Genomic DNA, 21,850 nt, shown 5'->3' with positions numbered 1-21,850 from the left:
CGTGTCCGCACGGCTGTCGCGCCCGCCGGACACTGGAGCGTCGATTATGGATCAAATTGCCTGCAAGGCAGGAAGTCCTGTTGCGTGCGTACCCGTGTCGTGATGCTCATTTGCAACAGGCTCGGTCGATCAGGCGAGCACGACGTTGACGCGGGCGAAGCGCAGGTTCTCGTAGACCTTGATACGTCCCTTCAAGGGCCACCAGTCGTACAGGAAGATCTGCACCGGGCGCCACATTGCCACCCAGCCGATGATGGTCAGGCTTTCGTGGGCGATCTTGGCGGCCGGGCCGGGGATCAGGCTGGTAATGGCTTCGGCCAGCAGCAGGCAGGCGGCGACGAAGACCAGGCCGATGACGAGGCTGAGCCGGCCCACGCGCAGTAGCTGGCTGAGCTCGCCTCGTACCAGGCCAATCTTGTAGCTGTAATAGTTGTGGATGGCGTCGGCCACCAGCTCGCCGGCTTCCTTGGCCGCCGTCGGCTCCTCGATATGGATGGTCAGGTGCAGGTGGCAATCGCTCGGCAGCGCCAGCGCCCAGTTCTCGATGTACGCTTCGCAGGCGCGGTCGAGATCCTTGTTCAAGAACGGCGTCGGGTCCAGCGAGTTGAACAGCTGGCGCAATTCGCGCACGCGCAGGTCGAGGTTGTGGGTCGGATGCTGGCTGATGTGCATGGCGCTCGTCTTTCCGCTTGGCGCGTAGTGACATCGTCGGCCCGTGCCGGGGAGCAAGCGCCGTGTCTGTTGCCGCCATTCTAACGCGCCGCCGGTGGCGTGGAGCCCGGTGCGCGCGGTGTGCGCCGATCAACGCCGCCCTGGCCACGCGGATGGTCGGCGCGTTTGCCTCTGCCGCCCGCGCCGGCCGCACCCCGGAAAAATTGCATTCAATGCAAAATGTGGAAATTGACATTGTTGGCAAAATGAATGATGATCCCGGCGCGGTCCACGCTCACTCTTTCTTTCGACCTTGCCATGACGTTGACCAATTTGTCCCGGCTTTTCAGTCCACCAGTATTCGCCGCCATGGCGCTGTGCGGCCAGGCCCATGCGCAGGACGCGCCGCCTGCCGCGCCGCCGGCAACATCAGCAACACCGGCGCCCGTATCAGCCGTGCCGGCAGCGCTGCCGCAGGTCGAGATCGGCGCCAGCCGCGTCGACGAGCGGCGCGCATCGGGCACGTTCCGCCAGACTGTCGGCGCGGCCGAGCTGGTGCGCTATGGGGACGGCAGCGTGCTCGACGTGCTGCGGCGCCAGCCCGGCATTGTCGTCAATGGCGTTCCGGGCCGCAAAGGCGGCGAAGTGAGCATGCGCGGCCTGGGCAGCGGCTATGTGCGCATTCTGCTCGATGGCGAGCCGGCCCCCCCCAATTTCATGCTCGAGAACCTCGCGCCGGACCTGGTCGAACGCATCGAGATCCTCGCCGTTCCCACGGTCGAGATGGGGACGCAGGCGATTGCCGGCACCATCAACATCATCCTCAAACGCAGCAACGGCAAGCAGCAGCGGCAACTGCGCGCCGGCATCTATCACGACAACGACCGCACCAAGCCGCAACTGTCAAGCACTTGGAGCGGCCAGGACGATACGCTCAACTGGCTGGTGACGGCCGCCACGCGCCAGCTGAGCGGCGATGAAACCTACCTGACCCGGACCGAAGGCGCGGACGAGGAGGGGGCGATCCTGCGCGAGATGACGCAGTTCAACGAGGATCGTGGCTGGAACTGGAGCCTGGCGCCGCGCATCAGCAAAAAATTGGGGGGCGACGATTCGCTGGCGCTGCAAAGCTATCTGTCCGGCATCAAGTACGACAGCGCGGGCTTCGGGCGCACCGATTTTTTGCGCGGGGCGCAGACGCCGTTCGCCAACGAGAACTACACCAGCGCCGGTTCGTCGCTGACCATCCGCAACAACCTGACGTGGATCAAGACGCTGGACGCCAGTAGCAAGCTGGAGGCAAAAACCGGCGCGACCTACGCGCGCTCGGAGGCGTCGAGCGGGATCGATTTCGTCGACCGCGAGCAGCGCCTGCGCAACCGCCAGGATACCGCGCGCGACGAGCACAACCGCAGCGTGACGGCCTCGGCCAAGCTGCGCACGGCGTACACCGACAAGCACGCGTTGGTGAGCGGCATCGAGCTCCAGCGCGACCGTAACCAGTCTCAGCGCAGCGACGTGATCGATGGGCGCTCGCGGCTGGACCAGGCCGGCAACAGTTTTCGGGTCGACAGCCGCCGCTATGCCTTGTACGCCCAGGATGAGTGGGACGTCACGGCGCGCGTGGCGCTGTACTTCGGCCTGCGCTGGGAGCGGGTGGAGCTGCACAGTGCCAACAATCTCGGGGAGCGGGTGGATTTTGCCAGGGGCATGTTCAGTCCCGTGCTGCAGAGCGTGTGGCGCCTGCCCGGCAGCAAAGCGGACCAGGTGCGCCTGGGGCTGGCGCGCACCTGGCGCGTGCCGGCGAGCGAGCGCCTGATCGCCGGACGCAGCGTGTCGGTGCTTAACATGGTGACGCGGCCCGATACCAGCGGCAATCCCGGTCTGCGGCCCGAGCGCGCGCTGGGGCTCGACCTGGCCTACGAACATTATCTGAGCCAGGATGGCATGCTCAGCGTGGGCCTGTTCACACGCCGCATCGACGATGTGACCTTGACCCGCACCGTGCGCGATGGCGGGCGCTGGGTGGCGCGCCCGTTCAACAGCGGCCGGGCGCTGGCGCGCGGGATCACGCTCGAGACCAAATTCAAGTTGCCGCAGTTGCTTGCCGGCGCCCCGGCGCTGGAGATGCGCGCCGCGCTCGCGCGCACGTGGTCGACGATCGACGCAGTGCCGGGGCCGGACAACCGGATCGGCAACCAGGCGCCGCTGTCGGTGAATGTTGGCGCCGACTACAACTTCAGCTCGGCGCCGGTATCGGCCGGGGCGACGGTCGGGTTTGTGAAGAACGGGACGGTGCGCCGGTCGGGCTATGAAACAGCCAGCGACTCGAACAAGCGCGTGCTTGAAGGCTATGTGCTGTGGAAGTTCACGCCCAAGGTGCACCTGCGCCTGAGTGCGTCGAACTTGCTGCATGAGGATGATCGCAAGGGGTCAAGCTATGCAGGGGAGGGGCTGTGGCAAACCAAGACCGTGACGGCGCCGACCTACACGGTGCTGCGGGCGATTGCTGAATTGAAGTTTTGATGCTTCAGGCGTGTTGCAGGCGGAGCGCTTCAGACTGCTGTCGCGCTGTTCCTGCATCACCTGCAAGCCATTCCACAGGAATACAGTCAAGCCGAACGCGTCGGTCTTCCTTATCCTGCGTCCCAGCGCGTCGTCATCTAAATCAATTGGCTTTTCACCGATAACCAGCTGGCGGTCGCCAGTGAGGTCCTAATTGTAAATAGCTCCCAGTCGGCACTGCTTGTCGAAGGAATTTGCGCGTCTTCCGATGTTAATTACACTAGTGCTGGTTGCGCGCATTGCTTGAATGCTCCCATTCGCTATATTTTTCGCTGATCATATGGGACACTAAGCCAAAATTTTCCCATGTGTCTTGCACGTGGTAAATTGTGGGCAAACCGACCGCAATATATTTTATATAGTCGGGTAAATACCCGGTTGAAGTATCTTGATAATATGCGTCCGCAAACGCGTTTCCTTCATCGTTCAGATCCTCGCTTGTCAATTTGCCATCGCACATGGCAAAGAGTATCTCCGCTGGAGACATTTTCTGGCTTTCCACGGCATCATTGAACTCATCCATAAATTCCTCAAAAGATTCCCCTCCAAGCCCATTTAGCCAAGCCCATATCAAAAACATGGCGATGTGTGTCCCTCCCGCTTCTGGCGGGAAATTTGCTGGAAAATCGCCTTCGCTGTGCCAGCTGGCATCGTCGTATTTCAGGTTAAATTGATGAGTTTTCATAGCGCATCTTTTCAAGTGATTTATTCAGGATGCTGATGTCGTTTGTGTCTCCGCCACTTTCTACGAAAGACCACCACTTTGCCACCGGCTCGTTTAAAATCGCAACACCCTTTGGAGTAAGGTTTGAAATGCAAGCGACCAAATCATCTTTTAATTCTCCATTTTCCTTAAAAGGATCAATTAGAATAAGTCCATTGTTCGACAAAAACGTCATTAATGCCTTTGCTCTCATTGTGACTGCCTCTCGGTAGGCTGTTTTTTTGCTCCTATTTAGAAAGTCGAAATAGCTATATCTGACGTGGTCAATCATTATTGCTCCTATTTTAGTCTAACTTCTGTCGATAAATTCACTACCTCTATTAACTCCTTTTTTCCTGGGCGCCGTACATAGGTGCCCCCAGCATTTCTGATGTTTGTTTCTTTTTGTATTTGTACTTCCTTGTTTGCTGTTTTGCTGGTGACTTCAAACGCAGTTCCCTTGTTATTCTTGCCAACCACTACGAAATCGACACGGCGCGCCTCATTGTTGCTATCTCTAACGATTTTTCCTTTGGAGTCACGTAAATAGCGTTCCGGCATTACATTCTCTTCTCCGAATTTTCGACGCAATCTATTGCCAAACTTAATCTCCCGCTTAGTTCCATCCACCTTGTTTTGGATGCAGGCCCATGCCCAAGGGTCGATCCACGATATCGGGTTTGGCGCATAAGCCGTCAGGTTGATTCCGCCAGCCAGACGGATCGGATCTGGCGAAACAAACCGCCCAACATCCGGATCGTAAAACCGGAACGTGTTGTAGTGCAGCCCCGTTTCCCGATCGAGATACTGCCCCTGGAAGCGCAGGTTCTGGGGCAACGGGTCAGCGGCGCTCGACGTTGAATCCTGCCGCGCCTGCACCCAGCTTTCGCTGACCGTGTTTCCCCAGATTTTGTACTGCGCCTGCCAGGCAATTTCTCCTGCCGGCCCCGTCAGTTCCTCCGGAAGACCCGATACATCGTTATGAAAATAGTACACGCGGCCCGCGCCGTCGTCACGCGAGCTCGTCCCAATCCATGCGTCGTCGGACACAGCAGTGCGCGTGTCCGCGCCCCTGGCAACGCTGTCGATCCTGGCCAGCGGCACATAGCTGTCCGGTTCATACACATACGTCGCCACATTGCTGCCGCGCTGCTCCTGCATCATCTGCAAGCCGTCCCACAGAAATGCGGTCGACCCGAACGCGTCGGTCTTCCTGATCCTGCGTCCCAGCGCGTCATAGTCAAAATAGACCAGCTGCCGCACGCCCGCGCGCACTGTTTCGACCTTGCGCAGCCGGTGCTCGCCGTCGTACCCGAAATGCTGCTCGGTGTGCGCGCCGATGCACTTGCGTTCCAGCCGTCCGTGCACGTCGTAATCGAAGCGCTTGTCTTCGAACACCAGCAAGCGGTTGTGCCGCACATAGCCGCCAGGCCGCGAACTGTCGACCAGATTGGCCGCCGCGTCCCAACTGAACAGCTCTCGCCGCGCCTCGCTCACGCTGCTCTTGATGCGCCCCAGCGGATCGTACGTGAACTCCGTCACGCCGTGCCGTGAATGACGCTTCTGGCGCACCTCGCCAGCCGCGTCGTACAGCCACGCCTTGCGCAGCACGGGTTCGGTCAGCATCGCGCGCGTCGCGTGTTCTGCAGTCTTGCGACCCAGGCTGTCGTAGTCAAAACGGGTGGATAGCTGCCCCTGGCTGCGCATCACTTCCCGATGCAAATCGTCGCGTTCCATGTCGCTCACAATCGCGCCGTCGATATTGACCTGGTGCAGATGCCCCGAACCGTAATACAGGCTGTTGATGACGCGTCCGTCCGGCAGGGTGGTGGCCACCCGGTTGCCCAGTTCATCGTACTGGTGGCTCAGCATTCCCATATGCCCGGTCTCGCTCAGCACTTCTCCGCGTTTGCTGTAAGCGAACTGCAGGTCGTCGTGGATCGTGCGCGCACCGCCATGGTCTGTGTATTGCTGCGCCTGCAGCAGCTGGCCAACCTGGTCGTATCGATACCCGGTGCTGCGTCCGCGCGCATGCTTTGCGCTCAGGCGCCCGAGGGCGTCGCGCTGCATGCTCAAGGTCAGCGCGTCCGCTTCGCCCACGGCGTCGGTCACGCTCACCGGCAGCCCGCGCGCATCGTGTTCGATGCGCCTGACCACGCCATCGAGCCCGATCTCTTCGACCACGTTGTCGTTGCGGTCGTAGACAAAGCGGTACGCTTCGCCGTTTTCGTTGATCAGGCGCTCCAGCCGGTGCGCGCTGTCGTACGCAAAATGGACCGTGCGCCCGAGCGCGTCGGTGCGGCGCAGCAGCTGTCCGCGGGCGTTGCGCTGGTACCCGGTCCGGTAGCCGGCGGCATCGATGCTCGCGTCCATGCGGCCGCACTGGTCGTACGTGAATGTCTCCACGCCGCCGTCGGCGCGCTCGATCGCCTCGACCCGGCCGGCGGCGTCATGGCGGTACAGCGTATCGTTTCCAAGGGCGTCGGTCAGGCGCGCCAGTTCGCCGCGCGCGTCGTAGCCGATGCTGGTGCGCTTGCCGGAGCAGTCGATGTACGCCACCATCTGCGCGCGCAGATTCCATTCCATGTGCTGGTAGCCGCCGCGCGCATCGCGCACAGTGTGGGGAAGTCCGCGGCTGTCGTAGAACTGCTCGGTGTCGTAGCCTTCGGGATCGGTGACGGTCAGCAGATTGCCACGCTCGTCGTACCGATACGCCCAGCGGTTGCCTGCGGCGTCGGTATCGGCCGTGGGCAGGTCAAGGTCCGCATCCCATTCCGTCTCTTCGATCTGGTCGAGCGCATTGATGGTGGCGCTCAGACGACCCGCCTCGTCGTATTCCCAGCGCGTCACCGCGCCGGCCGGATCGCTCAGCGCCACCAGTTGCCGGTTCTCGTCCCATGCGTAGCACCAGACATGGCCTTCCGGGTCGGTGTAGGCGGTGGGCTGCTTGTCTTCGCTCCAGGTCCACCGGTAAACGCGCCCGGTCTGGTCGGTCACCGTGGTCCGGCGCGCCGCCAGGTCGTAGTCGAACCGGTACGCTTCGCCGTCGTCGGTCCAGTGCCTGATGACGCGCGCAGCGGCGCCTTCGCCGCTCCACTCGTACTGGCAGCGCAGGCCAGCGGGGACGTGGTGCTCGCTCATCAAGCCGTGGCGATAGCCGAACTGGCGGCACGCGCGGCCGCTGCGCTCAAGCACGTGCGCCAGTTCGCCGTGCGCCGTGTAGCGGTAGCGCACCAGCGTCTCGGGCAGTTCGCCGTCGGCCCCTTTGGCCAGGCGCACCTCGGCCACGCGCAGGGGATGGATGGCGTCGTGGACGATCTCCAGGCTGCGCCCGCAACCATCGTTGATCTCGTATAGCCGGCCGGCGTCGTCATAGCGGAACGCCTGCCAGTTGCCGTTGCGGTCTTCCAGGCGCTGCAATCTCAGGATGCCGGCATGGTCGGCACCGGGCACCCCAAAGTCGCGAAACAGCCCGTCGATATCCTGCACCAGATACTGCCCGAGTCGGGTGCGGATCAGGTAGTAGCCCTCGGCCGTGCTGAAATGGCACTCGCCCGGCGCGACCGGCGGAAACGTCATGCCGCGTCCCTGATCATCGCAGTAGTGCAGGCCGCTCACGGCGCCTTGCGCGTCGCGCTCCACTGTCAACTGCACTTCGCACGGCAAACTCCAACCTACGCCCAGCAGGCCGCCGTCGCGCCGGTCATGGCTGCTGTAAAAACGCTCCCATGCAATCGGCAGCGGGCCGGCCAGGATGAAGTCCGGCTCCTCGCGCAGGATTTTGCCGCCCGTGATGACGTTGACCGGGTGGCCCATCGTGGTCCTGATCGAATGCCCCGCCGCGCTGCCCAGCATGGATGCGCCGATACCTGCCAGGCATGGCCAGGCCGACTTGAGCGAGGACAGGTTGATCCTGCCCTTGCCGCACAGTGTCAGCGCCACGCCGATGGCGACGCCGGCCGCGGCTACATACCACGGCCGCTCGTCCTTGATCGCGCGTACCGTTTTGGTGCCGCCGCCAATGAACACGTCGCCCGAGCCCTCGGCGATGGTGCCGCCGCAGGTGGTCATGTCGCCCTTGCGCGCCGCCGGCTGGTCGTTGATGAAGACGTTGTCCGACCCTTGCGCGAGCATCGGCGGCGGCCCCGCGCCGTGCTTGGCGCACGTGACCTGGTCATGGCTGCCGGGTGAAGCGGCGCGTGCCGCCGGGCGCGAGTTGGTCAGTACATTGCGCGAGCCGCTGATGATCATTCCTTCGATCGGCTTGGGTATGAAACTGTCGACCGCATGGCTGACTCCCCGGTCGATGAATGCGTTCGCTCCACTCGCCTCCAGCGCCAGGCTGACGGCGAAGCCGACCGCCAGGTTGATCGCCAGCGCGGCGACCCAGCCGACCGGCCCCGTCACCACCAGGCCCACCACGAGCATCACGCGCGCCGTCAGCGCCGCGCCGACCAGCACGCTCACGATCAGCGAGCTACCCATCTTGGCGATCATGCCGATGAGGGAGGTGTGGGCAATCGGATCATGCAGGCGGGCAGCGGCTGGGCACATGAACAGGCTCCGGCAGGTGAGGGAAGGTGCGGCGCGGGCTTACTGCGCGGGGCCGGACGCCGGCACAAAACTGTCGAGCAGCTGGCGCGCATACGCGTCCTGCTCGGCGTTCAGCGGCGCTGCGCAGGTCATGGTCAGCACCAGCACCGCGCTGCCGGCCAGGCGGATGACGGTCAGGCGCTGGTGCATGCTGGCGCCGTTCTGCTTGAACGAGCTGGCCAGCTGCATTCCCGGCAACTGCGCGCTGCCGACGGTGAGCGCGGCGCGCTCGTGCTCCTTGAAGCCCTTGACCTGCGAGGCCAGCACGCGCAGCTGGCGCGTGACGAAGCCGTCCAGGTCTTCGCCTTGCTGCACCTGGTCGCGCGTGGCGACCAGGGTCAGGCCGCCGGGGCCGAGGTTCAGCAGCAGCATGTTGACGCTGCGGTCTTGCGCATTGGCCGGAATCGTAAAGCTGCCTTCATTGATCTGATAGTCCATGCTGGTCCTGTCATGAAAGTGGAGAGAGGCTTACTTCGCAGGGGGCGGCGGCGCAAACTGGGCGTCGACATCGGCGATGATCGCGCCGCCGCCTTTCGGCTTGGGCGTGACGGCCGCGCCGCCACCGCCCGGATTGAGGTCGACCTTCTTGCCGTTGATTTGCAGCGGGCCGCTCGAGGTGATGTTGATGTTCGCGCCGGTAATGGCGACGTTGCCCTTCTTGTCCATGAAGAAGGTGCCCTTGCCGCAGGTGATCTCGAAGCTGTCGCCCGCTTCGATCTTGAAGTGCTTGCCGACCAGGGTGTGCTTGTTGCCGCCGACCTGTTGCAGGGTGTGGCTCTTGACCGTTTCCGTCAGCGTTTTCTTGACCCGGTTGATTTCGTCCTTGCCCACGAACCTGGTGCGGTCGCCCCCGACCGAAATCGCCTGGTTGTTCCCCACGCTGAGACTCTGGTCGTTGCCCACGGTGCGGGTTTCGTCGTGGCGCACGGTGTAGGTCTGGTCGTTCTTGACCAGCCCATCGAGATTGCGTTCGGCCTGCATCCACAGCTGCTCGGCGCCTTTTTTGTCTTCGAAGCGCATGCCGTTGGCGTTGTCCGGGCCGCCCTTGGGCGTGCTGCGCGAAAGCACGCCGCTCTGGGTTTTGTTGTCGGGCAGCTTCCACGGAGGCATGGTGTCCTGGTTCGGCACCATGCCAGTCACCAGCGGACGGTCCGGGTTCCCGTTCAGGAACTGGACCACGACTTCGGTGCCCACCCGGGGAATCGAAGTCATGCCGAAACCGGGGCCGCTCCAAGCGGTCGCCACGCGGATCCAGGCCGAACTCTTATCGTCGTAGCTGCCGATGCGATCCCAGTGGAACTGCACGCGCACGCGGCCGTATTCGTCGGTGTGGATTTCTTCGCCCGGCGGGCCGGTCACGATCGCCGTCTGCAGGCCGTACACCTTGGTGGCAGTGCTGTTGAAACCGCGCCCCGGCCGCCACGGGATCTTCTTGCGGATGCAGCCGATCCGGTTTTCGTAGTGCGACAACCCCATGTCGCGGTTGACCTGGTAGTTGTTGGTGGCCGTGTGGACCACCTCGATGATGAGGAAGGTGTCGGCCCCGTCGTAGTGTTCGGTCAGCTCGAAGCTGCGTCCCGGCTGGGCGTAGCGGTCGTTGCCGGCGCCTTCGAAGTGCTTGCCGGAGGCTTCGATTTCTTCCAGCCGCAGGCGGGTGTGGGCGTCGCCTTCGCCGGCATCCCTGAAGCCGTACGCGCCGCTGTATTCGTACACTTCCTTTTTTAGAACGTCGCCTTGCTGGTTGGTGGTCGGCAGGTCGACCCTGACTGGCTTGGGCTTCTTGAAGTCGAAGCTGGCCAGCGCCACGTGGGCCGGAACCAGGTTGCGCACCGGCGTCCATTCGCGCAGGCCATCGTCTTCTTCGCTGCCGGCTTCGGCCTGGAACGGAATGTCGCTGCGCCCGTCGATCGGCGCGGCGCTGGTGGAGTCGTCCGCCAGCACCAGGGTGTGGCCGCCGGCCGTGTGCTCGTACCAGTAGAACCAGCCTTTCGCCTCCCAGCGCCGGTGCACGTAGTTGTAGTCGGTTTCGTCGAACTGGCAGGCGTCGGTCATGGCCGGGTCGGGGCCGCCGATGCGCATCTCGCTCTTGCGCACCGCGTACTCGCCGAAGATATCGTCGGTCTGGTCGCGCACGCTCATGTTGTGATACAGGTAGTTGTCGCGGCGCAGGCGCAGGTAGGCCAGCCAGGGCAGCAGGACCATCTCGTAATACACGTAGCCGCCGTCGGCGCGCACGCGCCGGAACTCGAACACGTGACCGTTGAAATAACGCAGGCTGCCGTCTTCGCGCACCAGTTCGACCGTGGCCAGTTTTCCCTGCACATCCTTGAGCGCGATCGACGGATTGTCGGACAAGACCTCGACCGTAAAATTGAAATCGCGCGACAGGCCTTCGACGGCGTCGAGCCGGTTGGCCAGCATCAGGCCGGACGGTCCGCCAGCGGGAAACGTCAGGCGCAGCAGGCGCGTACTCTGGCGCTCGCCGCCGATGGCGTGGGAAGGCACGGTCGGTAAAGTACTCATGCGGATGTCCTTTGACTGGCTGGGGAGGGCATGCAATGTTGATTTATATGCAACAAGAGCTTACCCAGCGTGGATCGCGGGAGCAACCAAACATCGGTCATTTAGATGGACTGGAAAATGCGTTTTGATTTGCCGTAACGTGGCAGGCGAGCGTGAGCTGGATCAATCGGCGCGCGCCGCAGCGCCGCGATGTTTGTCATCAAGCGGTCATATTCCGGCGCTAGAGTGCAACCCATAACAACAACAATCAAGGCGGTCAACATGGCCGGTAACACCACAAAGAACACCACACCGCGCACCCGCACCATGCGCACGCGCCCGGCGCCGGGCAGTCCCCCTTCCGGCGCGCGCAGCTTCACTACCCTGCGCAATATCGATATCAAAAGGCATCCCCTCGGATGCCTTTTTTTTCGTCCCCACTACCTGTCGCAGACACCCGCTTTCCACCAACAAGGAGCCCGCATGAGCATCCCCGACAACAAAGAAACGTTCACGTTCAATCTCAGCGGCCGCCAGCAGGTGTGGGCCTTGCGCGTGGCGGCCGGCGCCGGCGCCGTGGTCACGCTGGGGGCGCTGGCGCCGCTTATCTGGGGCGCGGTCAGCGGCGGACTGGGGCTGCTCGCCCTGATGCTGGTCGGCGCGCTCGGGGTGGGCCTGTTCCAGGCCTTGCCGCTGCTCGGGCAAAAGCTTGAAAACCGCCTGCTGGCGGCGCGCAAGGCCGAAGCGCGCGCCAACCCGATCGAGCAGTTGCAGAACTTCCTGCTGCAAAAGCGCGAGCGGGTGGTGGCCTTCAAGCAGTCGGTGGTGCGCATCGGGGCGCAAATCAAAAGCATGACCGACATGATCGAGGAACGAAAGCGCCAGAAGCCCGGCTACGACGCCAGCCGCCAGGAAAACGCGATCAACGCGATGCGCGAGGCGCACGTGCTGCTGGTGGCCAAGTACAAGAACGCCGAACTGGCGCTGGTGCAGCTGGGCGAGGTGGTCGAGGACAAGAAATTCGAATGGCGCTTCGGCCAGGCCGGCCAGGCCGCGCTGCACAACCTGAACGCCACCAGCGGCCAGGAACTGCTGAACCAGATGCTGGCCGACGAAGCCTTCGACAGCGTGCGCGACAACTTCAACCAGGTGTTCTCGGAGCTCGACATGGAAGCCGAAAAACTCAGCAACGCACAAGCGCTGTCGTTCGACGACGGCATGGCGATCGACCTGGCGTCGATCCGGATGAGCAGCATGGAAAAGGCAAGGAGCTAATCATGTTCTGGAAACTCATACGCTGGGGTGGCACTGCGGCGGTGGTGGTGCTGGTCCTCGCCGCAGGTACTTTATCAATGCAGCACGAATCAACGCAGCACGAGCAAAGCGCCACGCCGGTGCAACCGGCCGACGTGCAGCAGCAGACCAACAAGAACTTCAATTTCTGACCATGCATTCATATAAAAACAAGGAAACCACCATGAAAACCAAGATGATCCCACTGTCGCTGATCCTGGCCCTGGCCTTCTGCGCAGCGTCAACCCACGCCGCCCGCGTCGACGGCGCCCCAGCCCCCGCCTGCGAGGGCCTGAAGGTCGCCACCGGCCCCGCCGGCAAAGGCTACTCCAAGCTCTACGCCGACCTGGTGCGGGTGTCGAAAAACAGCGTGCCGCTGTGCGAAGTGAACACCGAAGGCGGACTCGATAACCTGACCACGCTGTCGATCAAGAAGGCCGACGTCGGCATCGTGCCGATGGATGCGCTCAAGAAAATGGCGGAAGGCGACGCCAGCATCGCTTCGCTGCTGGTGGTCGCTTCGCTCAACAGCAACTACCTGCACATCGTCACCGCCGCCAACGGCTTCACCGTCGAAGGACCGAAAAAATACGGCGTGCTCAAGGGCGACACGCGCACCGTGCGCATCACCAAGATGTCGGAGCTGCGCGGCGCGCCGGTGGTGCTGGTCGGCTCGGCCCAGCTGATGGTGCGTCAGCTCGACAAGGTCCTCGGCTACAACATGCGCTACATCGACGTCGACACCGATGCCGCCGCGTTCCAGAAAGTGCGCTCCGGCGAAGCTTACGCGGCATTCTCGGTGGCCGGCTGGCCGCACGGCCAGATCAGCCGCCTGGCGCAGAACAGCGGCCTGACCCTGGCCAGCTTCGACGTGCCGACCAGCAGCCCGTACAGCGTGCGCCCGTTCAGCTACAAGAATATCGGCGTCTACAACGTGCAGGCGCTGGCGGTGCAGAACGTGCTGGTGACGCGTCCCTTTAGCGGCAGCAAGACCGGCGACGTGGCCGCCCTGCGCCAACTGCTGGACCGTGAACTGCTGGAACTGAAGGATGGCGACTTCGAACCGGGCTGGAACGAGATCAAGTCCTTCGACGGCAACGTCGAGTGGACGCGCTTCGCGGGCGTGGCGGCCAAACGCAAGTGAGCCAGATCATGCCAATGCTGTCAGGCCGCTTCCAGCCCGGCCAGCAGGCGCTGCACGGCCGCGAACTCGACCGGCTTGGACAGGTGATGGTCGAATCCGGCGGCGATGGCGGCATCCACATCCGACGGCTGGCCCCAGCCGGTCAGCGCGATCAGGACCGGCTGTTTTTCGAGCGGCATGGCGCGGATGCGGCGCGCCAGTTCGTAGCCGTCGATGTCGGGCAGGCCGATATCGAGGATGCACGCCTGCGCCGCATGCGCGCGCAGGTAGCCGGTGGCCTGCTCGCCGCAATAGGCGACGGCGGTGCGATAGCCGTTCAGGTCGAGCACCGCGGTGAGCATTTCGGCCGCATCGCGGTTGTCGTCCACCACCAGCACCTGGAGCGGGGCGGCGTTGCGCGGCGCCTGCTCCTGCCCCTGGTGCGCGCTACTGGCCGCGTGCGGCGCCAGCGGCAGGCGCACCGTGAAGGTGCTGCCCTGGCCCGCACCGGCACTGTCGGCGCGCACGCTGCCCTGATGCAGTGCCACCAGGCCCTTGACCAGCGCCAGGCCGATCCCCAGGCCGCCGTGGGCGCGCTTGAGCGCCGGTTCGAGCTGCGAGAACATCTCGAACACGCTTTCCAGCGCCTCGGGCGGAATGCCGATGCCGCTGTCGCTGATCGCGATCACGGCCTCGCCATCTTCCTCGCGCAGCGCGAGCGCGATGCGCCCGCCCGGCGGCGTGTATTTGCAGGCGTTGGTGAGCAGGTTGACCAGCATCTGGGTCAGCCTGGTCGGGTCGCCCCGCACGCTCACGGGCGTGGCCGGCAAGGCCAGCGTGAGCGCATGGCCGGCGGCGCCGATCTGCGCCTGCAAGTCGGCCACCGCCGCCCGCACGATCTCGCCCAGGCACACCGGCTCGATGCGCAGCACCAGCTTGCCCTGGCTGATGCGCGCCACTTCCATCAGGTCGTCGACCAGGTGCGACATCTGGCGCAGCTGGCGGTCGAACATGTCGACGATGCGCTGGTGCGGCGCGTTGGCGCCCATGGTCATCTTGAGCAGGTCGGCGCCGCTGCGCATGGGCGCGAGCGGGTTTCTCAGTTCATGGGCCAGGGTGGCCAGGAATTCGTCCTTGCGCCGGTCCGCCAGCGATAATTGCTGGTTCGCCTCGCGCAGCTTCGCTTCGGCCCCGCTCTGCGCCGCCAGCGCCGCTTCGGCCGCCGCGCGCGCGCGCAGCAGTTCGCGCTCGTAGGCGCGGCGGTCGTTGGCGATGAACACCGCCACCTGGTCCACGAAGCCGACCCCGGCGCGGCGCCGGGCGATATTGAGCAGGGCCGGGACCCGGCTGCGGTCCTTGCACACCAGGTCGACCTGGACCTCGCTGACCGATCCTTGCAGCTGCAATAGCGGCGCGCAATGGGTCTGGTGAAACACGCGCCCGCCCACGCTGAGCAAGTCCTGCAGGCGCATGCCGGCCGTCATCTCGGCTTCGGTGTAGCCGAGCCAAGCCAGGATGGTGCGGTTGGCGCGCAGAATGCGCCCGCCCGTATCGGTTGTCATCAGGCCGCACGCCGCCTCGGCGAACGTGTCTTCCGACGAGGGCAGTGCGAGTGCCGGCATCATGTTCAGCGCAGCGTCCGCGCCAGAAAGGACTTGATCGCGTCCGTGCTGGCGCCCGGCGCGCTCATGTGGGGACAGTGGCCGATATTGTCGATCAGGGCCAACTGTGCCGACGGCAGCGTGCGCTGCATGTATTCACCCACGCTGACCGGCGCGATCATGTCGTCGGTGCACTGCAGGATCAGCGCCGGCGTGGCCGACCTGGGCAGGTCGGCGCGGTGGTCCGACAGGAACGTGACGCGCGCGAAATGGGCGGCGATGTCCGGGTCGTTGCGGCAGAAGCTGTTGGTCAGTTCGTGGCCCAGTTCGGGCTGGTCGGGCGCGCCCATGATGGCCGGCGCCATATTGCTCGACCAGCCGAGATAGTTGTCTTGCAGGGTCTGCAGCAGTTCGTCGATATCGTCGCGGGTAAAACCGCCGACGTAGTCGCCGTCGTTGATGTAGGAGGGCGACGGACTGACCATGACCTGGGCGGCGAACAGCTCGGGCGCCTCGATGGTGGCCAGCACGCCGACCATGGCCGCCACCGAATGGCCGACGAAGACGGCCGGCCCGCGCGCGTATCCGGCGACGATCTCGAGCAGATCCTGGGCATAGCCGTGCAGGCTGTCGTACCTGGCGCGGTCGTACGCTGCCGCGTCCGATGCGCCGCTGCCGACTGAATCGAACAGCACGATCCGGTAGCGGTCTTGGAACGAAGGCACGAGGAAACGCCACATCGACTGGTCACAGCCGAAGCCATGCGCAAACACCAGCGTGGTTTCACCTTGTCCGCATACCTTGACGTTATTGCGGCGTTCAATACCCATGCAAGATCTTTCAGATGGAAGGGCGCCAGCTTGTACAGCGCGAACGCCGATTATAGCAATGACACGCTTATTGCGCGACTGCGCACGCGGCGCTAGCGGACGGCGGGCTGTTCGCGCCAGGCGGCGTCGATGGCGGCCGCCGCGTCGTCCACGCTGTACGGTTTGGCCAGCGCGCGCACGGCGTCGAGGTCGATGCGCTTGTCGGTGTAGCCGCTGGCCAGCACCACCGCCGTGGCCGGAAAGCGCGCGCGCACGATGCGCGCCAGCGCGATGCCGTCGACCGCGCCCGGCATGACGATGTCGGACAGGACCACGTCGAACGCCGTTCCCGTTTCCAGGGCCGCCACGGCGTCGTCGCCGCTGGTGGCCACCCGCACCCGGTAGCCGCGCTCGCTCAGCGCGGGTACCATCATTTCGCGGATCAGGGCGTCGTCGTCGACGAACAGCACGCTGCAGCGGACCGGCGCCGGCGCGTCGCGCTGCGCCATGGCGGCCGGCGGCGCGGCCGCCCGCGCGGACGGTGCCTCGGCGCGCGGCAGGTAGATCGTGACCGTGGTGCCGTGGCCCGGCACGCTGTCGATGTGCAGCAAGCCCTGCGACTGCTCGGCGAATCCGTACGCCTGCGACAAGCCCAGGCCGGAGCCGCTGCCGGGCCCCTTGGTGGTGAAGAACGGCTCGGTGGCGCGCGCCAGCACGTCGGCGCTCATGCCGCTGCCATCGTCGGCGACGCGTACGCGCACGAAGTCGGCGGCGGCGAGCGTGTCCAGCGGCGCGCCGGGCGCCGCGTTGGCAATCGACAGGCGCACCTTGCCGCTGGCGCCGATCGCATCCCTGGCGTTGATCAGCAAGTTGAGCAAGGCCATTTCGAATTGCAGGACGTCGATCCGCACCGGATAGACCGCCTGGTCGATGGCAATGTCGAGCGTAATGCTGTCCGGCAGCGCGCTGGTGAGCAGCGGACTGACCGTGGCCACCACCCGGTTCAGGTCGACCAGTTCCAGGTTCACTTCCTGCACCCGCCCGAACGAGCGCATCTGGGCGGTCAGGGCGGCGGCGCGGTCGATCGCTTTCTGGCAGGTGGCCGCGATCCAGGCCAGGCGCTGCGGATCGCTGGTGCGCTGGAGCAGTTGCACCGCGGCCGACAAGGTTTGCAGCACGTTGTTGAAATCGTGGGCGATGCCGCCCGTCAGGCGTCCCAGCGCTTCGAGCTTCTGGCCTTGCAGCAGGGCGCGCTGGGCCCGTTCGGCACTGGTGACGGCGTCGCGCACGCGGCCTTCGAGCTCGCGTTTGTTGCGCGCGATTTCGGCGCTGGCGTTACTCAGGGCAAGGCCGACCGCATCCGTTTCCATCAGTCCGAACGGGGTGTGCGCTACCGTTTCACCGCGCGCCATGCGCTGCGCCGCCAGCAGCAGGGCTTCGATCGGCGCGGCGGTGCGTTTCGCGTAACGCTGGGCAACGGCGAGCACCACGCCCAGCACCAGTACCAGGATCGCCGCCAGGAAGATCGCGGCATTGACCGCCGGGCGCCGCAGTTCGGCCAGCGGCACGTTGAGCACCACGGTCCAGCCGGACGTGTCGCTGCGCGTGAAATACCCGGCCGTGTGCACGCCGTCGAGCGTGACGCCGAAGTGAATTCCGGTCTTTTGTCGGGCCAGGATGCGCGCCAGAAGCGCCTCGCCAACGGTTTTGCCGACGAACCTGTCGGCATGCTGCGTGCGCGCGATGACCGTTCCGCGCCGGTCGATGATCACGCCGACCCAGCCGGCCGGCAACTGGGTGTTCATCAGCAGCGGTTGCAGGTTGCCGGCGCCCACGCCCATGGCCAGGTACTGGCGCACCTGGCCATCGCGGATCACCGGAACCTGGACCGCGAAATCGTGGCGCTTGCCGATCGGCGCGAAGAACAGGTCGGTGATGACGGTCGCGCGCGCGCCGGCTTGCTGGCGGTAGGCGTGCACCGCGGACGCGGTCCTGGGCAGGTCGGCGCCGAATGGAACGCGGGTGTTCAACGTCCGGATGCCGTCCAGGTCCGACAGCACGATGGTCGAGTTCGGTTTTAGCGGGAGGCTGGCGGCCTGCTGGTGGAACTGCGCCAGGGTCGGCTGGTCCAGCGCGGGCGAGGTCGCCAGGGCGCGCAAGGTGCCTTCGATGGTTTGCAGGTCCTTGTCGATGAGCAAGGACATGACGTGGGCTGCCTCGGCCATGCGCTCACCCTGCTCCACGCGTTGTTTGTCGTAGACGTACCAGACTGCCACGGTGGCGCTGACGAAGGCGGGAATCAGGATCGCCAGGACCAGTTTAAGGAGTCGGTTTCGAATGTTCATCGGTACGAGGGGCCAGAGTGCCATCATGTCCCCGCAAACCGGGCGACACCGGACTTTACCATAACAGGATGTAACAAATCGGCGGCGCTCCTGCTTGCGTGCCGGGGCAAATATTGCATAATTGCAGATTGCTAATGAACGCTATGAATGAACAAGGGGAATCGAGTGAACAAGCGACTTCGACAATGTGGCGCCTTGCTGGCAGTTCTGGTGGCTGGACCGGCATGCGCGGCGAACATGGTGTTGAACTGCGACAGCGGCAAGCCCGGCCTGGAGGCGAAGCGCATCAAGGCCGAGGCCGACGGCGTGGTCAAGCGCCTGTCGAAGCATGTCTTACAGGTGACGGTGGCCGGCAAGACCCACAAGTTTACCGACAAGCCGCCCTACGACGAGCCGCTCGATGGGGTGCGCTACGAATTTTGCCAGCGTAAGGAGGGCTTTATCCTGGTGGCCCATGAAGATGGCGGCGACTTTACGGGCAAGCTGATCAACGAGGCGAACGGCAACATCACGGATGCGGGCGGCACGGTCGAATTTTCGGCCGACCGGCGCGCCTACCTGGCCAGTTCGCAGAGCAATGGTCTGGACGCCACCTCGCTGGCCGTTCATGCGCTCGATGGCCGCGTTTCCTGGGAGGGAAGAGACTACCTGCCGCACCCCACCAAAGCGGATTCGATGGTGGCCACCCTCGGCAAGATACAGTGGGAAGCGAATGGCGAGCTCAGTGCGCAGGCGACCTGCCTGGCCGGCAAGGTGGCGCCGTGGCGCGTCAAGCTGGTCAAGACCGGCGGCGTGTGGGACTGGCAACCCAGGCGCAAGTGTCCGGATGCTTGAACCCGGTTGCCTGGGGCTGCGGGTTCAGCGCGCCAGTTGCGGCTCCGGAACCAGATACACGGCTGGCTGCGCCGTGCTGGCGGCGTCGAGCTCGGCGCACAGGCTGTCGCTGCCGGCGATTAATGCATGCAGGCCGGCGATGGTCGCCTGCGCTGCCAGCAGGCACACCCACGGATCGATGCCGAAGCGCTGGGCCGCATGCCAGTCGACCCAGTCGTATTCCAGGGTCAGCCTGAACAGGTCGCCCGGGCTGGCGTCGGCGCTGATCAGCGGTTCATGGTCGACGATGTACAAGGCCAGCGCCAGCGCCAGCACGCCACCCTCGCGCTGGCGCAGCAGGGTGCATAGCTCGTCGGTCTGAAGCAGCTTGATCGGCTTTGCCTGCGCCGCCCGGACCCGCTGCGCCAGTGGGCTGTGCCCGGATGGCAGGTTTTCCCTGCCGTTGACCGCGTCGAGCGACTGCTCGAGGAAGCTGTCGGGCAGGCAGCGGCTGACGACCGGATAGATGGCCTGGATCATGCCGCCGCCGCGTCTCAGAACGCCAGGCTGCCCGACAGCACCACGGTACGCGGGGTTGCCGCCACCAGGTAGCCGGCATCGAACGAGGAGCCGGTCGAGGCCCAGTAGTTGCGGTTGGCGACATTGTCGATGCGCGCGCGCAGGGTCAGGGTGCGTGCGCCGATGCTGGTCAGGTAGCGCGCACCGAGGTCGAAGCGGGTCCAGGCCGGGACCTGCTTGGTATTGGCCAGGTCGGCATACTGGGTCGAGGTGTACAGCGAGCGCAGATTGACGCTCAGGCCGGACACGCCGGGCACATCCCATTCAAGGCTGGCGTTGAGCTGCGTTTTTGGCGCGCCGATGGCGTGCTTGCCATTGTTGGTGGCGATGCTGGTGTCGCTTTGCTCGGTATCGAGCAGGGTCAGGCCGCCCAGCAGCCGCACGCCGCGCAGCGGGGCGCCGAAGAGCGACAGTTCCACGCCCTGGTTGGTTTGTTCGCCGAACAGGCCGGCCAGTTCGCCCTGGATCGCCAGCAGCGGTTTGGCGGTCGTGAATACCGCCGCGCTCATGCCGAGCTTGCCGCCGTCAACCTTGACGCCGGCTTCTTTCTGTTTCGACTTGTACGGCGAAAACACCTCGCCCAGATTAGCCACCTGGCGTCCGGCTGCGGTATTGCCGCTGGCGACAGGTCCCTTGACCAGTGCTTCGATATAGTTGGCATACACCGACACGCTCTTGTTGACCTTGAACACCACGCCGGCCACCGGCGTGTTGGCGCTGCCGTCGTACTGCGAGCTCTGCTGCGCGCTGCCGTAGGCGAAAGCCGCATCCTTGATGGTCTGGCGGCGCAGGCCGAGGGTGATCATCAACTGCTCGTCCAGCAGCGACACCGTATCGGCCACGGCGTAGCTGGTGAGAATGGTTTTTTGGGTGAGGCGCGGGTCGCTCAGCACGCCGCCGGTAAAGAAATCGGGCGTCGGCGCGGCCGCGTCGACCGGATTGTAGATATTGGTCGGCACGCCGGCGAAATTGCTGATGGCGTAGGCGTTTTTTGCCTCGTTCCAGTGGCCGGACCAGCTGGCGACAAGTGCGTGCGTGAGCGCGCCGGTGCGCACCCTGGCGCGCAGGCCGAGTTCGCCGGTACGGATTTCCTGCTTGCGCGCATTGTCGAAGCGATACACGCTGGCATTGCCGTTGGTCGACGACAGCGCCGGCTCGCCCAGGCTGTTCGATTCCTTGGTGGCGCGGTTGCCGAAGGCCGCCCAGGCGGTCATCTCGTTGCCGAGGTCGATTTCGGCGCGCATGGTGCCGAACACATCGCGCTCCCTGGAAAAGCTCCATGGCTGGCCGAAGTTGCGCTTGGCATCAGGCGCGGACGGAATGCTGGCAACGCCGGCCGTGCCAACGCTCGGACGCGGGGCGTCGAGGTCGAAATCCTGATAGCCCACGTCGGCCGACAGGCGCAGGTCGCGCATGCGGTAGTCCAGGCCCACCGACAGCATGCTCACGCCGTGCTCGTCGCGCGCCACGCTGGTCTCGCCGGCGCGCCTGGCGGCATTGACGCGCACGCCGAACTCCTTGTCCGCGCCGAAGCGGCGGCCCAGGTCAATGGCGGCGTAGCCATGGCCGCCGCTCTCGATGCCGGCTGTCACTTCCGTCAGCGCGCTGTTGCCGGCGCGCTTGGGCATCAGGTTGATGGCGCCGCCATTGCCGCTACCGCCCGGCGCGGCCCCGTTCAGGAAGGCGCTGGCGCCACGGAACACTTCCACCCGTTCCAGCAGTTCGGGCGACACATACTGGCGCGGCAGCACGCCGTACAGGCCGTTGTAGCCGACATCGTCCGAGTCGAGCGCGAAGCCGCGGATCATATAGACTTCCTGGAAATTGCCGTAGCCGCGCGACAGGCGCACCGCCGGGTCGCTCTGGAGCAGGTCGCCGACGCTGCGGGCCTGCTGGTCGGCGATGAACTGCTGGGTGTAACTGGTGCTGCTGAACGCCGAATTCATGATGTCCATATTCCCCAGCAGCCCCATGCGCCCGCCGCGCGCCACCTGGCCGCCCGCATACGCGCGCGACAAGCCTTCCGCCGACGCATCGGCCGAGGCGGTCACGGTAACGGTGGGCATGACGGCGTCGGCGGCGTTGTCGGTAGCGGTGGTCTGCGCTTGCGCGCCGGCACTGGCAAGCAGGAAGGCGGCGAGGGCGAACGGGGTAGGGCAGAAGCGGGGAGTATGCATGGCGGGTAGGCGAGAAGTCAGATGGAAACGATTCTCATTATAATCTGTCCGACCGACAAGGGTTCTGGCAAACGAGAATGATCTGCATTATGATTC

Annotated in this window: 17 protein-coding genes; 5 read left to right on the top strand and 12 right to left on the bottom strand. The window is 64.6% G+C overall.

Going from position 1 to position 21,850, the window contains the following annotated elements; genetic code table 11:
- Positions 1–129: 129 nt before the first annotated feature.
- On the bottom strand, positions 130–672 hold the full coding sequence (locus F1609_RS30285; RefSeq protein WP_167081032.1) for a hypothetical protein: 543 nt from the start codon (positions 670–672) through the stop codon (positions 130–132).
- 297 nt (positions 673–969) lie between these two features.
- Here F1609_RS30285 and F1609_RS30280 point away from each other — a divergent pair, with 297 nt between their 5' ends.
- Complete coding sequence (locus F1609_RS30280; RefSeq protein WP_167081030.1) at positions 970–3,177, top strand: TonB-dependent receptor plug domain-containing protein; 2,208 nt, start codon at positions 970–972, stop codon at positions 3,175–3,177.
- A gap of 259 nt (positions 3,178–3,436) precedes the next feature.
- On the opposite strand, the gene F1609_RS30275 is transcribed toward F1609_RS30280, so the two are convergent.
- The 6 genes from F1609_RS30275 to F1609_RS30250 form a co-directional block, all read right to left on the bottom strand.
- Positions 3,437–3,901, bottom strand: a complete 465-nt coding sequence (locus F1609_RS30275) for a DUF7832 domain-containing protein (protein WP_167081028.1) — start codon at positions 3,899–3,901, stop codon at positions 3,437–3,439.
- Positions 3,882–4,211 (bottom strand): hypothetical protein, encoded by a 330-nt coding sequence (locus F1609_RS30270; RefSeq protein ID WP_167081026.1) that lies wholly within the window; start codon positions 4,209–4,211, stop codon positions 3,882–3,884. The genes F1609_RS30275 and F1609_RS30270 overlap by 20 nt, the downstream gene beginning before the upstream one ends.
- A gap of 8 nt (positions 4,212–4,219) precedes the next feature.
- A complete protein-coding gene (locus F1609_RS30265; RefSeq protein WP_167081024.1) occupies positions 4,220–8,473 on the bottom strand; it encodes an RHS repeat-associated core domain-containing protein in 4,254 nt (1,417 codons plus the stop codon).
- A gap of 39 nt (positions 8,474–8,512) precedes the next feature.
- Entirely contained in the window at positions 8,513–8,950 is a 438-nt protein-coding gene (locus F1609_RS30260; RefSeq protein ID WP_167081022.1) for a DcrB-related protein, read from the bottom strand.
- 30 nt (positions 8,951–8,980) lie between these two features.
- Entirely contained in the window at positions 8,981–11,035 is a 2,055-nt protein-coding gene (locus F1609_RS30255) for a type VI secretion system Vgr family protein (protein ID WP_229422143.1), read from the bottom strand.
- Positions 11,036–11,136: 101 nt separating this feature from the next.
- Complete coding sequence (locus tag F1609_RS30250) at positions 11,137–11,394, bottom strand: hypothetical protein (protein WP_167081020.1); 258 nt, start codon at positions 11,392–11,394, stop codon at positions 11,137–11,139.
- Between the two features lie 103 nt (positions 11,395–11,497).
- Between F1609_RS30250 and F1609_RS30245 the strand changes: the two genes are divergently transcribed.
- The 3 genes from F1609_RS30245 to F1609_RS30235 are packed head-to-tail and all read left to right on the top strand — an operon-like array spanning position 11,498 to position 13,451.
- Positions 11,498–12,289, top strand: coding sequence for a hypothetical protein (locus tag F1609_RS30245; RefSeq protein WP_167081018.1), 792 nt, complete (start codon positions 11,498–11,500; stop codon positions 12,287–12,289).
- A 2-nt stretch (positions 12,290–12,291) separates the two neighbouring features.
- Positions 12,292–12,459: a hypothetical protein gene (locus tag F1609_RS30240; protein WP_167081016.1), complete on the top strand. Its 168-nt coding sequence runs from the start codon at positions 12,292–12,294 to the stop codon at positions 12,457–12,459.
- A 32-nt stretch (positions 12,460–12,491) separates the two neighbouring features.
- Positions 12,492–13,451: a TAXI family TRAP transporter solute-binding subunit gene (locus F1609_RS30235; protein WP_167081014.1), complete on the top strand. Its 960-nt coding sequence runs from the start codon at positions 12,492–12,494 to the stop codon at positions 13,449–13,451.
- A gap of 20 nt (positions 13,452–13,471) precedes the next feature.
- Here the strand turns inward: F1609_RS30235 and F1609_RS30230 are convergent, their stop codons facing one another.
- The 3 genes from F1609_RS30230 to F1609_RS30220 all read right to left on the bottom strand — a co-directional run bounded on the left by F1609_RS30230 (position 13,472) and on the right by F1609_RS30220 (position 18,185).
- On the bottom strand, positions 13,472–15,055 hold the full coding sequence (locus F1609_RS30230) for a hybrid sensor histidine kinase/response regulator (protein ID WP_308609583.1): 1,584 nt from the start codon (positions 15,053–15,055) through the stop codon (positions 13,472–13,474).
- A 2-nt stretch (positions 15,056–15,057) separates the two neighbouring features.
- Positions 15,058–15,861: an alpha/beta fold hydrolase gene (locus F1609_RS30225; RefSeq protein WP_167081012.1), complete on the bottom strand. Its 804-nt coding sequence runs from the start codon at positions 15,859–15,861 to the stop codon at positions 15,058–15,060.
- A gap of 92 nt (positions 15,862–15,953) precedes the next feature.
- On the bottom strand, positions 15,954–18,185 hold the full coding sequence (locus F1609_RS30220) for a hybrid sensor histidine kinase/response regulator (RefSeq protein ID WP_167081010.1): 2,232 nt from the start codon (positions 18,183–18,185) through the stop codon (positions 15,954–15,956).
- Positions 18,186–18,395: 210 nt separating this feature from the next.
- Between F1609_RS30220 and F1609_RS30215 the strand changes: the two genes are divergently transcribed.
- Positions 18,396–19,019: a hypothetical protein gene (locus F1609_RS30215; RefSeq protein ID WP_167081008.1), complete on the top strand. Its 624-nt coding sequence runs from the start codon at positions 18,396–18,398 to the stop codon at positions 19,017–19,019.
- Positions 19,020–19,043: 24 nt separating this feature from the next.
- Here the strand turns inward: F1609_RS30215 and F1609_RS30210 are convergent, their stop codons facing one another.
- Both F1609_RS30210 and F1609_RS30205 read right to left on the bottom strand, forming a co-directional pair.
- On the bottom strand, positions 19,044–19,538 hold the full coding sequence (locus F1609_RS30210) for a contact-dependent growth inhibition system immunity protein (RefSeq protein WP_167081006.1): 495 nt from the start codon (positions 19,536–19,538) through the stop codon (positions 19,044–19,046).
- Positions 19,539–19,552: 14 nt separating this feature from the next.
- Positions 19,553–21,754 carry a TonB-dependent receptor gene (locus tag F1609_RS30205; protein WP_167081003.1) on the bottom strand — a complete coding sequence of 734 codons (2,202 nt, stop codon included), beginning with the start codon at positions 21,752–21,754 and terminating at the stop codon, positions 19,553–19,555.
- Positions 21,755–21,850 lie beyond the last annotated feature (96 nt).

This window comes from Massilia aquatica (assembly GCF_011682045.1).
In the GTDB taxonomy this organism is placed as follows: Bacteria; Pseudomonadota; Gammaproteobacteria; order Burkholderiales; family Burkholderiaceae_D; genus Telluria_A; species Telluria_A aquatica.
Note: the sequence above shows the minus strand (reverse complement) of the source record. Positions and strands in the feature narration are given on the sequence as shown.